This is a genomic window from Anoxybacillus pushchinoensis, assembly GCF_900111795.1.
GTDB classification, from domain to species: domain Bacteria; phylum Bacillota; class Bacilli; order Bacillales; family Anoxybacillaceae; genus Anoxybacillus; species Anoxybacillus pushchinoensis.
In genome coordinates, this window is the sequence record NZ_FOJQ01000051.1 from 1 (window position 1) to 14,551 (window position 14,551).

Below are 14,551 nucleotides of genomic sequence, written 5' to 3' on the forward strand. Positions count from 1 at the left end.
TATCATAAAATAAGCAGATGGTTTGCATCATCGCAAACTTGTTCAGCGTGTGGGTGTGTAAACAAAAAAGTAAAGTTATTATCCATAAGAGAATGGGTTTGCGATCATTGTGGTACGATTCATCAAAGAGACGAGAACGCTGAAAAAAATATACTACAACAAGGCTTAAAAGAATTAGGTTTATTTGCATAAATATCGTACGGCAGGAACTGTCGGAATCATACGCCTGTGGAGTTAGTAGGTTGCGAGGACGATGAAGCAGGAAATTCTCACTGCGAAGTGAGAAGCCCGCGACTTTAGCCGTGGGAGGTTCACAGACTTACATATGGGAGGAACAACATGTTACATCAATTTTCTCGCAATGAACTCGCAATCGGGAAAGAAGGTTTAAAAAAATTAAGCGAAAGCACAGTGGCCGTTCTTGGCATTGGAGGTGTCGGATCGTTTGCGGTTGAGGCGCTTGCTCGTTCAGGGGTTGGACGTCTCATTTTAATCGATAAAGACGATATTGACATTACAAATGTGAACAGACAAATTCATGCGCTATTATCTACTGTCGGTCGTCCGAAAGTAGAAGTGATGAAAGAGCGCATCGCTGACATTAATCCAGCGTGTGAAGTTATTGCGTTAAAAATGTTTTATACAGAAGAGACGTATGAGCAAATTTTTTCTTATGACATCGACTACGTCATTGATGCATCGGATACGATTTCATATAAAATTCACTTAATGAAACAATGTTTAGTGCGCAACATTCCGATCATCTCGAGCATGGGTGCGGCAAATAAAATGGATCCGACCCGTTTTCGCATCGCTGACATTTCAAAAACGCATACGGATCCGATTGCAAAAGTGATTCGCACCCGTTTACGAAAAGAAGGAATTAAAAAAGGCATCACCGTTGTTTTCTCGGATGAAGTTCCAATTGTCATTCGCGAAGACGTGCGAAAGGAAGTAGGAAATGATGAGGCAACCATTCGTAAGGCAAAAATGCCACCTTCATCGAATGCGTTTGTTCCATCTGTCGCAGGTCTCATTATGGCGGCGCACGTCGTACAACAATTATTAAAAGATATTCCAATTCAACGTGTTGATCAACAATAAGTGCAAGGGAGGAGTGATATGATCCCCTTATAGTAGACAGAAAAAAGAAAGACAATTAATCTGTCTACTATGGAGGGGATTTTTCTATGGGGAAAATACGAAAAACATATGATGTAAAGTTTAAAAAGAAAGCAGTGGATTTATATATTTAAAAGAGGGCATGGGCTACAAAACAGTAGCTAAAGAATTAGGGATTGATCATTCCATGGTACGTCGATGGGTTAAATACTATGAACAGGAAGGAATACAAGGTCTAGAGGAAAAACGAGGAAAGGCAAAACACTCGCGCTGACGGAGTCGTCCGGTACGCTTATTTCTAAAGGGTTAGCGATTACGGTCATTGGTGGATTGACGTCATCAACGTTATTGACGTTAATTCTCGTTCCTGTTGTATACGAACTATTTTTCTTCCGACAAGCGAAAAAAGAACGACAAGCATAATTGGAGACAGGCTGGCTGAAATTCGGTCAGCCTGTTGTGTTATAATAAAACGAGAAACGAACAGTAAGGATGGGGTCTCATGAGCAGAAAAGAGCAAATTATTGAAGTCGCAATGAAACTATTTGCTGAAAAAGGATATCATGCGACAACGATGCAAGAAATTGCTGAACATAGTCAGTTAGCCAAAGGATCATTATACAACTACTTTAAATCAAAAGAGGAAATTGTTTTATCGATTTTTCAATATCATTACGATCATTTGTTTCAGCAATTCGCTCGCATTGCGTCAGACCATTCATTAACGGCACGTGAAAAATTTTTAAAACAACTATCTTTGCAAATTGAAGCGTTTGAACAGCATAAAGAAATTGTACAAATGCATATGGGCGATCATGCACAAAAAGTTAGTGAAGACGTTCACGCGCTTGTTTTGCGCATTCGTTCCCATTTATTTGACTGGTACGTTCAATCACTTATCGATGTATACGGGGAACGTATTCGTCCGTATGTGCTTGATTGTGCCATTATGTTAAATGGCATGTTAAAAGAATATTTATTTTTTGCTCTGTTTGAACAAAAGTCGTTTCCTTTTCAACGATTAGCCCCTTTTTTAATCGAGCGGCTTGATGCGCTTGTCGATAGTTTACAGCACGACATGCCGTTGCTAAGCCACGATGCCCAAGCAGAAAAAACACGTGCCCTTGCGCTTATTGAGGAGATGATTGAAGAAGCAGGCGATCATCATATTGTGGAGCTACTCAAACAGTTAAAAACAGAAATACAACAGGATGACCCGAGAAAAGCGATTGTTGATGCGTTTCTTTTATATTTACAACAAAGTCATATGCGCCAATTTGTTCCTGCCTTACGTGCAGCGTTAGCATTGTGAGGTGAGAAAACGATGTTATTTGCTCAAGAGCCGCTTGCTTATCGTATGCGCCCGCGTACGATTGATGAAGTCATCGGACAAGACGATGTGATCGGTTCACATACAGCGCTATATCGAATGATTAAAAATGGTTATGTGCCATCGTTATTGCTTTACGGACCGCCTGGCGTCGGGAAAACATCGCTTGCTTATGCGATCGCTGGAACGGTACAACGTCCGTTTTATATGCTCAATGCGACGACGGCAGGAAAAAAAGAAATGGAAGAAATAGTGGCGGATGCTCGCTTTGAAGGCAACGTTATTTTATTTATTGATGAAATTCATCGTTTCACAAAAGCGCAACAAGATTATTTATTACCACATGTCGAAAGCGGTTTGATTACCCTCATTGGTGCAACGACAGAAAATCCGTTTCATTCCATCAATCCAGCTGTTCGTAGTCGTTTAGGGCAAATCAAACAGCTGCATCCTTTGACAAAAGAACAAACGATAGAGTTATTACGTCGAGCCCTCCGTGATCGAAAGCGCGGGCTTGGAAGTTGGCATATTGATATAAGTGATGAAGCGCTTGCTATCATTGCAGAAGGAGCAAACGGTGATGCGCGCGCGGCATTAACGATGTTAGAAGAAGCGGTGTATGCGACAAAACAAGGAGATCAACGCGCTATCGTCGATATACAAACCGTCTCGTTTTGTGTAGAAAATAAGGGGCTAACGTATGATAAACAAGGGGATACGTATTATTCTTTACTTTCCGCTTTTCAAAAAAGTATTCGTGGCAGTGACGTAGATGCTTCGCTTCACTATTTAGCAAGGCTTCTTGAAGGTGGCGATCTTACCGCTGTTTGCCGTCGCCTTGCAGTCATTGCTTATGAAGATATTGGATTAGCCAATCCACTAATCGGTGTGAAGGTGATGAGCGCGATCGAAGCCGCAGAGCGTCTCGGTATGCCAGAAGCACGCATTCCGCTTTCAGTCGTGACGATTGACATGTGTTTATCACCGAAATCAAATAGCGCCTATAAAGCGATCGATCAAGCGCTTATAGATGTGCGAAACGGAAAAGGACAATCGATTCCGCTTCATTTGCAAGATGCTCATTATGACGGCGCTAAACGTCTTGGTCGCGGAATAGGATATAAATATCCGCACGATCATCCGTATAGCTGGGTAGAGCAGCAATATTTGCCAGATGACTTAATCGGGATGCAATATTACAAACCAAAGCAAAGCGGCGAAGAAAAACAGCTTGCCCATATATATGAGCGGTTAAACGAACGGAAGAAGCAGTAACGTTTCTTTGCGACGCATTTTTATGTTATAATGGCTTGTGTTTCTCTTGACAGTGGATGAGGGGATGATCAGTTTGAAAATATCTACGAAAGGCCGATACGGCTTAACAATTATGATTGAGTTGGCCAAGCGGTATGGAGAGGGGCCGATTTCGTTAAAATCGATTGCACAAATGAACAATTTATCGGAACATTATTTAGAACAGCTCATTTCCCCGTTGCGAAACGCCGGTTTAGTGAAAAGCGTTCGTGGAGCGTATGGCGGTTACATTTTAGCAGATGAACCATCAAAAATTACTGCGGGCGATGTTATTCGTGTGTTGGAAGGACCGCTTCAAGTCGTTGAAGGACTAGAAGATGAAGAGCCAGCGAAACGCGAATTGTGGATGCGCATTCGCGATGCGGTAAAAGGAGTGCTAGATAGCACGACGCTCGAAGACTTAGCGAGCCATACGGAAGACGATGGCGGTGCATATATGTTTTATATTTAAGAAAGGAGAATGTATTTGGAGCGCATTTATTTAGATCACGCAGCGACGTCTCCTGTTCATCCGCAAGTGATAGAGGCGATGATTCCGTATATGACGACGTTTTTTGGCAACCCGTCAAGCATTCATTCATTTGGCCGTGATAGTCGACGCGCGCTTGATGAGGCGCGAGAGACGATAGCGAAAACGATTGGAGCAAAGGCGAACGAAATCATTTTTACGAGCGGCGGAACAGAAGCAGACAATTTAGCGATCATCGGCGTGGCGATGGCAAATCGTGAAAAAGGTCGTCATATTGTTACAACGTCTGTAGAACACCATGCTGTATTAAATACGTGCAAATATTTACAAAAACAAGGATTTGATGTGACGTATTTACCTGTGGATGAACATGGAACGGTTTCGGTCGAGCAAGTGAAACGTGCTTTGCGTGATGATACGATCATTGTATCCATTATGTTCGGAAATAACGAAACAGGTGTGTTGCAGCCGATTAACGAAATCGGTCACTTGCTTCGTGAACATGGGGCATATTTTCATACGGATGCTGTGCAAGCGTACGGGCTCGTTCCGATTGACGTCAATGAGATGAACATTGACTTACTTTCTCTGTCTGGCCATAAAATTAATGGACCAAAAGGTGTAGGATGTTTATATGCGCGCGAAGGCGTTCGCCTTACCCCACACATATATGGTGGAGAACAAGAACGGAAGCGACGTGCAGGGACAGAAAACGTACCAGGCATTGTCGGATTGCAAAAAGCAGCTGAAATCGCTCAACAAACGATGGCCGAAAAGCGAATGTTGTATGAACAGTTTCAACATGTGATGGTAAACACATTTGAACGAGAAGGGATTCGTTACGCCATCAATGGTCATGAAACGTCTCGCTTGCCGCACGTATTAAACGTCGCTTTTTTCGGGACAAATGTGGAAGCGTTGCTTGTTAATTTAGATTTAGCTGGCATTGCGGCATCAAGCGGTTCCGCGTGTACGGCCGGTTCGATTGATCCGTCCCATGTGCTCGTGGCGATGTACGGAAGTGAGTCGGATCGCATTCGTTCATCCGTTCGTTTTAGCTTCGGATACGGGAATACGTTAGAACAAATAGAACGTGCCGCACAAGAAATATCAAAAATTGTAAAAAGACTAACGAAAGCGTGAAAGGAGGGAGAAAAATGGCAAGAGTAGTTGTTGGAATGTCAGGAGGAGTCGATTCGTCCGTTGCTGCCCTTTTATTGAAACAACAAGGGTACGATGTTATCGGTATTTTTATGAAAAACTGGGACGATACAGATGAAAACGGTGTATGTACTGCGACGGAAGATTATGAAGATGTTGTACGTGTTTGTCATCAAATTGGCATTCCGTACTATGCAGTCAACTTTGAAAAGCAATATTGGGAAAAAGTGTTTACGTACTTTTTAGATGAATATAGAGCGGGGCGTACGCCAAATCCAGATGTGATGTGCAACAAAGAAATTAAATTTAAAGCATTTTTAGAACATGCGATGGCGCTTGGTGCAGATTATTTAGCGACAGGTCATTATGCGCGCGTCGCTTATCGCGATGGGGAGTATGAACTGTTGCGCGGGTTGGATGCCAATAAAGATCAAACGTACTTTTTAAACCAGCTCGGACAAACCCAATTATCGAAAGTGCTTTTTCCAATTGGGGAGCTACAAAAAGCACAAGTGCGTGAAATTGCGAAAGAAGCAGGGCTTGCGACAGCAGGGAAAAAAGATAGTACAGGCATTTGTTTTATCGGCGAGCGCAATTTTAAACAATTTTTAAGCAATTACTTACCAGCGCAGCCGGGCAGCATGCAAACGCTCGATGGGGAAGTAAAAGGAACGCATGACGGATTGATGTACTATACGATCGGACAACGTCATGGACTTGGTATCGGCGGAAGCGGCGAGCCGTGGTTTGTCGTTGGAAAAAATGTAAAAGAAAATATTTTATACGTGGCACAAGGATTTGATAATGAACTTCTTTATTCGGATGAAATCATTGCGACGGGCGTAAACTGGGTAAGTGATCGACGGCCGAGCGGACAAGTTTCGTGCACAGCGAAATTTCGTTATCGCCAGCCGGATGTACCTGTTACAGTAGAAATGATCGATGAGACGACAGCCCGTGTCTCATTTAGCCAACGTGTTCGCGCAGTAACGCCGGGACAAGCCGTCGTTTTTTATGACGGCGAACGATGTCTCGGTGGCGGTACGATTGATCAAGTGTTCCGCGACGGAAAACAGCTCACGTACGTTGGCTAACCTTCAACTCGACAGACGAGTTGAAGGTTTTTTTGTTATAATATTCATATGAGGTGAGAAAGATGGATTACAACGCGCAAGGAATTAAATATATGCAGCAAGGAAAGTATGAAGAAGCAGTCAAATGCTTTCACGAAGCAATTGAAAAGCAACCGAACGACGCTGTCGGCTACATTAATTTTGGGAACGTACTGGCGGCGGTTGGGGAAGAAGACAAAGCGATTCGTTTTTTTCATAAAGCGCTTGAACTTGATGAAAAAGCGGCAACGGCGTATTACGGGCTCGGATCGATTTATTACAATCGCCAACAGTTCGAACGGGCGAAAGAGCAGTTTGAACGTGCCATTCAAGCCGGTTTAACGGACGGCGATGTATTTTTTATGCTCGGTATGTCGCTTATGTATTTAGAGCAACCGCGCTTGGCGATGCCGTATTTGCAACGGGCGGTGGAATTAAACGAGCGCGACGTGGAAGCGACGTTTCAACTCGGACTTTGCTTAGCGCAATTGCAGTTTGTCGATGAAGCGATGATACATTTCGAACGAACAATTCAACTAAACGACGAGCATGCCGATGCGTATTATAATTTAGGCGTTGCCTATGCGTACAAAGACGATCCACAAACGGCGCATACGATGTTTGAAAAGGCGCTTGCGATTCAACCTGATCATTTGTTAGCTGGTCACGGGAAAAAGTTAATGGAACGAGCGCTACAGTAAGAAAAGGGGGAGAGGGCGTTGCAACAACAGTTAGACCTAGACGGACGGTCGTTTATTAAAGGCGTCCATATCGGTACCATTTTCCATAACGAAGACAATTTATATTCCGTCATTCGTGTACGCGTCGAAGAAACAAACGAGGCGCATATAGAAAAGGATGTTGTTGTAACAGGCTATTTCCCTTTGCTTATCGAGTATGATACGTACACGTTTTTCGGCTCGTTTAAAGAACATCCGCGCTTTGGAAAACAATATGTTGTTGACCATTTTCGAAAAGAGTTTCCAGAAACGAAAGAAGGCGTCATTCAATATTTATCTGGTGGGCTGTTTAAAGGAATCGGTAAAAAAACAGCGGCGGCGATCGTGGAAACGTTAGGGGAGCGTGCTATTTCTAAAATATTAGAAGATCCCGACGTGCTTGACAATGTGCCGAAGTTGACGAAAGCGAAGGCGAAGCAACTATACGAAACGTTGCGAGAACATGAAGGGTTAGAACAAATTATGATTGCGCTGTCGCAATTTGGCTTCGGTCCGCAATTATCGATGAAAATTTATCAAGTGTACAAAGATGAAACGCTTCAAGTCATCCGTACTAACCCGTATCAACTTGTTGAAGATGTTGAAGGAATCGGGTTTGGGCGCGCTGACGATCTCGGGTTGCAGCTTGGCATTTCTGGCAATCACCCAGAGCGCATTCGCGCCGGCTGTTTATATGTCATGGAACAACATTGTATGCAAGAAGGTCACGTATATATGACGTATGAACAAGTGCTCGATGAAGTAAAACGACTGTTAGAAGCGAAACGTGAAGAACAAATTGACGTTGCATGCATTTCCCGTGAAATAATTCATTTGTCCGAAGAAGGGAAGTTAATTATGGAAGAAGATCGTTTTTATATTCCTTCCCTCTATTTTGCTGAAAAGGGCATTGTGTCAAACGTTAAACGGTTGTTGCAACAATCGGATATGGTGACATTTTCTGAAGCGGAATTTTTGCTGGCGCTCGGGGAATGGGAAGAAGAAGCAAACATACAATATTCCCAAAAGCAAAAGGAAGCGATTCAACAAGCGATTTGTTCCCCATTATTTATTTTGACAGGCGGACCGGGAACGGGAAAAACGACGGTTATTAAAGGTATCGTACATTTGTTTGCGAAATTGCACGGACTGTCGCTTGATCCAGCGAGCTATGATGCGGATGAACCGTTTCCGATTTTGCTAGCTGCTCCAACTGGACGAGCAGCAAAGCGTATGACGGAATCTACCGGTTTGCCGGCGATGACGATTCATCGTTTACTCGGTTGGAGCGGGGAAGGATTTCAACGCGATGAAAATGAGCCGATTCGCGGCAAGCTGCTTATCGTTGACGAAATGTCGATGGTTGATACGTGGTTAGCTAATCAATTGTTGAAGTGCGTCCCATCGTCTATGCAAGTCATTTTTGTCGGAGATGAAGACCAGCTCCCATCTGTTGGTCCTGGACAAGTGTTAAAAGATTTACTTCGCGCAAACGTCATTCCGACCGTTCGATTAACAAATATTTATCGCCAAGCGGAAGGTTCATCAATTATTTCACTTGCCCATGCGATGAAAGATGGGCATATTCCAGATGATTTGACTTTGCCGCAAAAGGACCGTTCATTCATTCGATGCACAGGTGGACAAGTTGTAGACGTAGTAAAAAAAGTTGCTGAAAATGCGAAGCAAAAAGGGTATCGCGCAAAAGATGTACAAGTGCTTGCGCCAATGTATCGTGGACATGCAGGAATTGATCGGCTCAATGAGACGTTGCAACAACTGTTTAACCCAAAAGATGAACAAAAGCGAGAACTTGTTTTCGGCGATGTAACATATCGCGTCGGTGATAAAGTGCTACAACTTGTTAATCAGCCAGATGAAAATGTTTTTAACGGCGACATTGGAGAAATTGTTGCGATTTTTTACGCCAACGAAAATGTAGAAAAACAAGACCTTGTTGTCGTTTCGTTCGATGGAAATGAAGTAACATATCCGAAACAAGAACTGCACCAAATTACGCATGCTTATTGTTGTTCGATTCATAAATCGCAAGGGAGCGAATTTCCGATCGTCATTTTGCCGGTTGTAAAAAGTTATTATCGTATGCTTCGGCGCAATTTATTATACACAGCAGTGACGCGCAGTAAACAATACTTAATTTTATGTGGCGAAGAAGAAGCGTTCCAGCTCGGGGTGATGCGAACAGATGATGGAACGAGACAAACGACGTTATATGACAAATTAATAGCAATCATTTCGCCTGAACAGTCGTTGCTTCCGATGGAAGATGCAAACATCGGAATGGAAGGTGTTACCCCGTATGACTTCATGGAAAATGACATAACATAACGATGGACACAAACATGGGCACGCTTCTCTTCTGAATTGAACGTATGTTTTCGTAAAAAAATGCCAATGATAGAAGAAAAAATAAAAAGGAGCGTGCCTTTTTATGTTAAAGTGTCCGAATTGCCAAAGTAAAGATTTAGGGAAAATAGGAGCGAATCAGTATTATTGCTGGAATTGTTTTATTGAACTAACCGTTCAAAAAGGGATGATTTATACGCATCAAGTAGAAGAAGATGGGACGCTCAGCTCGCTCGACGATTTATTTAGTGAACAAGAACGAACTTTGTCTTCGTAATGAAAGGAGAATGACGATGAATCGAACAATCGCTTCTTTAATTGCGATCGGTGCGGGGGTTGCTGCCTACCAATTAGCACAACGAAACGGCGGCATGAATATGCGCAATGTGAGGAAAGTCGGCAAACAAATGTTGCGCCCATTTATGTAACAACAAACGGCATCCTGCTTATAGGGTGCCGTTTTGTTGTATAACATCTCCCTTTTATTTTCACACTATATAAGTAAGGGAGGGATTGTTTTGGAACATCCGCATATCCACTTTTTTGTTCGCGTAACGAAAATGTTGCTCGTTGTCATTTTGATTTATTTCGTTGTGAAATTAAAGAACGTATGGCTACCATTTCTACATATGTTGATCAAATTAATTACACCGTTTCTCATCGCCGCGTTTATTACGTATTTGCTTCATCCAGTCGTCGAATCTATTCATCGGCGTGGCATGCCGAGGGCGTTAGCGATTCTTTTTATTTATGCGTTATTTTTTGGGGGAGTCGGCTTCGCTATTTACAAAGGTACACCGCTATTTATTGCTCAGCTAGAAGACTTGAATAAAAGTTTGCCGATGTTTGTGCGCACGTATGAACAGTGGACAACGACTATTCACGAAGAGACGGCGACATGGCCTTACGATGTGCATAAATGGGTTGAAGCGTTGATAACAGAAGCGGAATCGTTTATTAGCGAAGCGGTGACAGGCACGATTATCGGGTTAAAACAGTGGATTAATCGTCTCATTGTCTTTCTTATTATCCCGTTTATCGCTTTTTACATGTTAAAAGATGTCGAACTTATTAAAAAAACAGCATGGGAGCTAACTCCGAACAAATGGCGCAAAAAAGGTGTTCAATTTTTGCGCGACGTTGATAAAACGCTCGGCGGGTATATTCGGGGGCAATTGTTCGTATGCTTGCTCATTGGGACAGCTGCCACGATTTCGTTTTGGCTCATCGGCATGAAATATCCGCTTTTGCTCGGCATCATTGTCGGTGTGACGAACGTCATCCCATATTTCGGCCCGATCATTGGTGCCATTCCAGCGGCCATCATTGCTGCGACGGTATCGATGAACATGTTGCTTCTTACTGTCGGCATCATCTTTGTTTTGCAGTTTATTGAAGGAAACATTTTATCTCCGCTTATCGTCGGGAAAAGTTTACATTTACATCCACTTATCATCATGTTTTCTTTATTTGTCGGTGGAGAAGTTGGAGGGGTGCTCGGTTTAATTGTTGCCGTCCCTATCGTTGCCATTGCGAAGGCGACATTCACCCACATTCGCTCGTTGAAAACGATGGCACATTGACAAAAAAAAGGGGCTTGTCTATAATTTTCACAAGAGTAATACATAAAAAAGCGATGAAGGATCGAGTATGTTACAGTCCATCTTAACGCGCTTTTGGCGCACAGAGAGGAATTTCCGCGGCTGAAAGAAATTCCAGATGAAGGGTAACAGAACGCTAATCCTGAGTGCAGGCAAACCCTGCCGACGAAGCCACGTTACGGCGGTTGAGGTGATGGACGTCTGTCCATAAACAGGGTGGTACCGCGAGCAAGCTCTCGTCCCTGAGCAGGGATGGGAGCTTTTTATATTTCTAAGGGAGGAAGGAAACGTGAAAAAGCTGACATCTGCTCAAGTACGTCAAATGTTTTTAGACTTTTTTAAAGAAAAAGGTCACGCGGTTGAGCCGAGCGCATCGCTCGTCCCGATTGACGATCCATCGCTCTTATGGATCAATAGCGGCGTAGCGACGTTAAAAAAATATTTTGATGGCCGCGTTATTCCAGACAACCCGCGCATTTGCAACGCGCAAAAGTCGATTCGCACAAACGATATCGAAAACGTCGGAAAAACGGCGCGCCATCATACGTTTTTTGAAATGCTCGGAAACTTTTCTGTCGGCGACTATTTTAAACGGGAAGCGATTCATTGGGCATGGGAGTTTCTAACGAGTGAAAAATGGATCGGTTTTGACCCAGACCGGCTTTCTGTGACGATTCACCCGGAAGATGAAGAAGCGTTCGATATTTGGCATAACGAAATCGGGCTGCCGGAAGAGCGAATCATTCGGTTAGAAGGAAACTTTTGGGATATTGGGGAAGGGCCGAGTGGACCGAATACAGAAATTTTTTATGATCGCGGTGAACAATTTGGCAACGACCCGAACGACCCAGAATTATATCCCGGTGGGGAAAATGAACGTTATTTAGAAGTATGGAACCTCGTCTTTTCGCAATTTAACCATAATCCAGATGGCACGTACACGCCGCTGCCGAAGAAAAATATTGATACAGGTATGGGACTCGAGCGGATGTGCTCCATTTTACAAGACGTACCGACGAACTTTGATACGGATTTATTTATACCGATCATTCGTGCAACAGAACAAATTTCAGGTGAGACGTATCGCACCGATGCAGAAAAAGACGTAGCATTTAAAGTAATTGCTGACCATATTCGTACTGTTACGTTTGCGATTGGCGATGGGGCGCTCCCGTCAAACGAAGGACGCGGGTACGTGTTGCGCCGTTTGTTGCGCCGTGCCGTGCGCTATGCGAAACGACTAAACATTCAACGTCCGTTTATGTACGAACTCGTTCCCGTTGTTGGTGAAATTATGGTTGATTATTACCCTGAAGTGAAAGAAAAGGCTGCGTTTATTCAAAAAGTGGTTAAAAACGAAGAAGAGCGATTCCATGAAACGTTAAATGAAGGATTGGCGATTTTAGCGAGCGTCATTGAAAAAGAAAAAGAACGCGGCAGCGATACGATTAGCGGCGAAGACGTATTCCGCTTGTACGATACGTACGGTTTTCCTGTTGAATTAACGGAAGAGTACGCGGCGGAAGAAGGAATGAAAATTGACCATGACGGCTTTGAACGCGAGATGGAACGTCAACGCGAGCGCGCACGTGCAGCTCGTCAAGATGTCGATTCGATGCAAGTACAAGGCGGCGTATTAGGCGACATTAAAGTAGAAAGCACGTTTGTCGGCTATGACCAGCTTTCTGTTTCGTCTGTTGTTGAAGTGATCGTCAAAGACGGTCAACTTGTAAGCGAAGTAAGCGAAGGGCAAGAGGCGCAAGTGATTTTACGTGAAACGCCGTTTTATGCAGAAAGCGGTGGACAAATTGCCGACCGCGGCTGGATTGAAGGGGAAACAGGAAAGGCATACGTGAAAGACGTGCAAAAAGCGCCAAACGGTCAACATTTACATCATATTGTCGTTGAACATGGCACCATTCAAACGAACGGCACGTATACAGCGCGTGTCGATGAAGCTGCGCGCGTCGATATTGTAAAAAACCATACAGCAACGCATTTGTTGCATCAAGCATTAAAAGATGTGCTTGGCGTGCATGTCAACCAAGCAGGCTCACTCGTTGCGCCTGATCGTTTACGGTTTGACTTCACTCATTTTGGGCAAGTGAAACAAGAAGAACTTGAGCAAATTGAAGCGATCGTTAACGAGCAAATTTGGCGCAATCTCCCTGTTGCGATTGAATATAAACCGCTTGATGAAGCAAAAGCGATGGGAGCGATGGCGTTATTTGGAGAAAAATATGGCGACATTGTACGCGTGGTACAAGTAGGCGATTATAGTTTAGAACTTTGCGGCGGCTGCCACGTCAAAAATACAGCCGAAATCGGTTTATTTAAAATCGTTTCAGAGTCCGGTATTGGCGCTGGTACACGACGCATTGAAGCGGTGACAGGAAAAGCGGCGTATCGTTTAATGAACGATCAAATTGCATTATTGAAAGAAGCAGCGGAAAAACTAAAAACGAACCCGAAAGACGTATTAACGCGCATCGATACGTTAATGAACGATATGCGTGAATTACAGAGAGAAAACGAATCGCTTTCTGCCCGTTTAAGCCATATGGAAGCAGAAAACTTAGTAAACGAGGCGAAAGAAGTAAACGGCATTCGACTTGTCGCAAACAAAGTGAATAACGTAGATATGAATGGCTTGCGTGCGATGGTCGACGATTTAAAACAAAAATTAGGATCGGCAATCATTGTACTTGCTTCTGTACAACAAAATAAAGTAAACTTAATTGCTGGTGTAACAGACGATTTAATCGACCGCGGCTATCACGCAGGAAAGCTCATTAAAGAAGTGGCGACGCGTTGCGGCGGCGGTGGCGGTGGCCGAGCGGATATGGCGCAAGCAGGTGGAAAAGATGCGAATAAAGTAGACGAAGCACTTAAATTTGTCGAACAATGGGTAAAATCTGTTTAATAAACGATGGAAATCGTGTACAATGGATGTAAGGATGGATATACCAGATTTCATGGAACGTGAGAGTGGGGTGCAAAAGAACGGTGGGATCGTTTGATAACACGATGCAATTTAACTTCCCAGAAGAACCGATGGACGTCGACGTTCGGGAAGTGTTGCTTACCGTATACGACGCATTGCAGGAAAAAGGGTATAATCCGATTAACCAAATTGTCGGCTATTTATTGTCTGGTGATCCAGCTTACATCCCGCGTCATAAAGATGCCAGAAACTTGATTCGCAAAGTCGATCGCGACGAATTAATTGAAGAATTAGTGAAATCTTATTTGCGAACACATCGTCAACAACCCAATGACTAAAGTCATGGGCTTGTAAGCCCCATGTTGACCAGACCAAGGCTTGAAACAGAGCCTACGTTATAGATGTCATGACA

At 43.6% G+C, this 14,551-nt stretch carries 14 protein-coding genes and 2 pseudogenes; all 16 read left to right on the top strand.

Annotated elements, in window-relative coordinates; translation table 11 throughout:
* Positions 1-192 (top strand): zinc ribbon domain-containing protein (locus tag BM213_RS11765; protein WP_143091200.1); only part of this gene is annotated, 192 nt, incomplete at its 5' end.
* Positions 193-339: 147 nt separating this feature from the next.
* Positions 340-1,104, top strand: coding sequence for a tRNA threonylcarbamoyladenosine dehydratase (locus tag BM213_RS11770; protein ID WP_091704385.1), 765 nt, complete (start codon positions 340-342; stop codon positions 1,102-1,104).
* Between the two features lie 86 nt (positions 1,105-1,190).
* Positions 1,191-1,384 (top strand): annotated as a pseudogene (locus tag BM213_RS11775) (transposase); the annotation flags it as partial.
* Positions 1,385-1,386: 2 nt separating this feature from the next.
* Positions 1,387-1,545: pseudogene (locus BM213_RS14535) on the top strand (efflux RND transporter permease subunit); the annotation flags it as partial.
* 79 nt (positions 1,546-1,624) lie between these two features.
* Entirely contained in the window at positions 1,625-2,434 is an 810-nt protein-coding gene (locus tag BM213_RS11780; protein ID WP_091704387.1) for a TetR/AcrR family transcriptional regulator, read from the top strand.
* A gap of 12 nt (positions 2,435-2,446) precedes the next feature.
* Positions 2,447-3,727 (top strand): replication-associated recombination protein A, encoded by a 1,281-nt coding sequence (locus BM213_RS11785; protein WP_091704390.1) that lies wholly within the window; start codon positions 2,447-2,449, stop codon positions 3,725-3,727.
* Positions 3,728-3,800: 73 nt separating this feature from the next.
* The gene (gene cymR / locus BM213_RS11790) at positions 3,801-4,217 is read left to right on the top strand and encodes a cysteine metabolism transcriptional regulator CymR (protein ID WP_091704392.1); all 417 of its coding nucleotides are present in this window, start codon (positions 3,801-3,803) and stop codon (positions 4,215-4,217) included.
* A 15-nt stretch (positions 4,218-4,232) separates the two neighbouring features.
* Entirely contained in the window at positions 4,233-5,378 is a 1,146-nt protein-coding gene (locus tag BM213_RS11795) for a cysteine desulfurase family protein (RefSeq protein ID WP_091704395.1), read from the top strand.
* 14 nt (positions 5,379-5,392) lie between these two features.
* Positions 5,393-6,490: a tRNA 2-thiouridine(34) synthase MnmA gene (gene mnmA / locus BM213_RS11800; RefSeq protein ID WP_091704398.1), complete on the top strand. Its 1,098-nt coding sequence runs from the start codon at positions 5,393-5,395 to the stop codon at positions 6,488-6,490.
* A gap of 62 nt (positions 6,491-6,552) precedes the next feature.
* On the top strand, positions 6,553-7,209 hold the full coding sequence (locus BM213_RS11805) for a tetratricopeptide repeat protein (protein ID WP_091704400.1): 657 nt from the start codon (positions 6,553-6,555) through the stop codon (positions 7,207-7,209).
* 18 nt (positions 7,210-7,227) lie between these two features.
* Positions 7,228-9,576: an SF1B family DNA helicase RecD2 gene (recD2, locus tag BM213_RS11810; RefSeq protein WP_091704403.1), complete on the top strand. Its 2,349-nt coding sequence runs from the start codon at positions 7,228-7,230 to the stop codon at positions 9,574-9,576.
* A 103-nt stretch (positions 9,577-9,679) separates the two neighbouring features.
* Positions 9,680-9,871: a hypothetical protein gene (locus BM213_RS11815; RefSeq protein ID WP_003396198.1), complete on the top strand. Its 192-nt coding sequence runs from the start codon at positions 9,680-9,682 to the stop codon at positions 9,869-9,871.
* Positions 9,872-9,881: 10 nt separating this feature from the next.
* Entirely contained in the window at positions 9,882-10,022 is a 141-nt protein-coding gene (locus BM213_RS11820; RefSeq protein ID WP_006320530.1) for a YrzQ family protein, read from the top strand.
* A gap of 90 nt (positions 10,023-10,112) precedes the next feature.
* The gene (locus BM213_RS11825) at positions 10,113-11,177 is read left to right on the top strand and encodes an AI-2E family transporter (RefSeq protein WP_091704406.1); all 1,065 of its coding nucleotides are present in this window, start codon (positions 10,113-10,115) and stop codon (positions 11,175-11,177) included.
* Between the two features lie 307 nt (positions 11,178-11,484).
* The gene (gene alaS, locus BM213_RS11830; RefSeq protein WP_091704409.1) at positions 11,485-14,118 is read left to right on the top strand and encodes an alanine--tRNA ligase; all 2,634 of its coding nucleotides are present in this window, start codon (positions 11,485-11,487) and stop codon (positions 14,116-14,118) included.
* Between the two features lie 83 nt (positions 14,119-14,201).
* Positions 14,202-14,477 carry an IreB family regulatory phosphoprotein gene (locus BM213_RS11835; protein WP_091704411.1) on the top strand — a complete coding sequence of 92 codons (276 nt, stop codon included), beginning with the start codon at positions 14,202-14,204 and terminating at the stop codon, positions 14,475-14,477.
* Positions 14,478-14,551: the final 74 nt, after the last annotated feature.

Excerpts from the sequence above, each read along its gene's own strand:
- BM213_RS11820 (WP_006320530.1), top strand. The coding sequence starts at position 9,882 with ATGACGATGAATCGAACAATCGCTTCTTTAATTGCGATCGGTGCGGGG.
- BM213_RS11780 (WP_091704387.1), top strand. The coding sequence starts at position 1,625 with ATGAGCAGAAAAGAGCAAATTATTGAAGTCGCAATGAAACTATTTGCT.
- BM213_RS11785 (WP_091704390.1), top strand. The coding sequence starts at position 2,447 with ATGTTATTTGCTCAAGAGCCGCTTGCTTATCGTATGCGCCCGCGTACG.
- BM213_RS11770 (WP_091704385.1), top strand. The coding sequence starts at position 340 with ATGTTACATCAATTTTCTCGCAATGAACTCGCAATCGGGAAAGAAGGT.
- BM213_RS11815 (WP_003396198.1), top strand. The coding sequence starts at position 9,680 with ATGTTAAAGTGTCCGAATTGCCAAAGTAAAGATTTAGGGAAAATAGGA.
- BM213_RS11805 (WP_091704400.1), top strand. The coding sequence starts at position 6,553 with ATGGATTACAACGCGCAAGGAATTAAATATATGCAGCAAGGAAAGTAT.
- mnmA (WP_091704398.1), top strand. The coding sequence starts at position 5,393 with ATGGCAAGAGTAGTTGTTGGAATGTCAGGAGGAGTCGATTCGTCCGTT.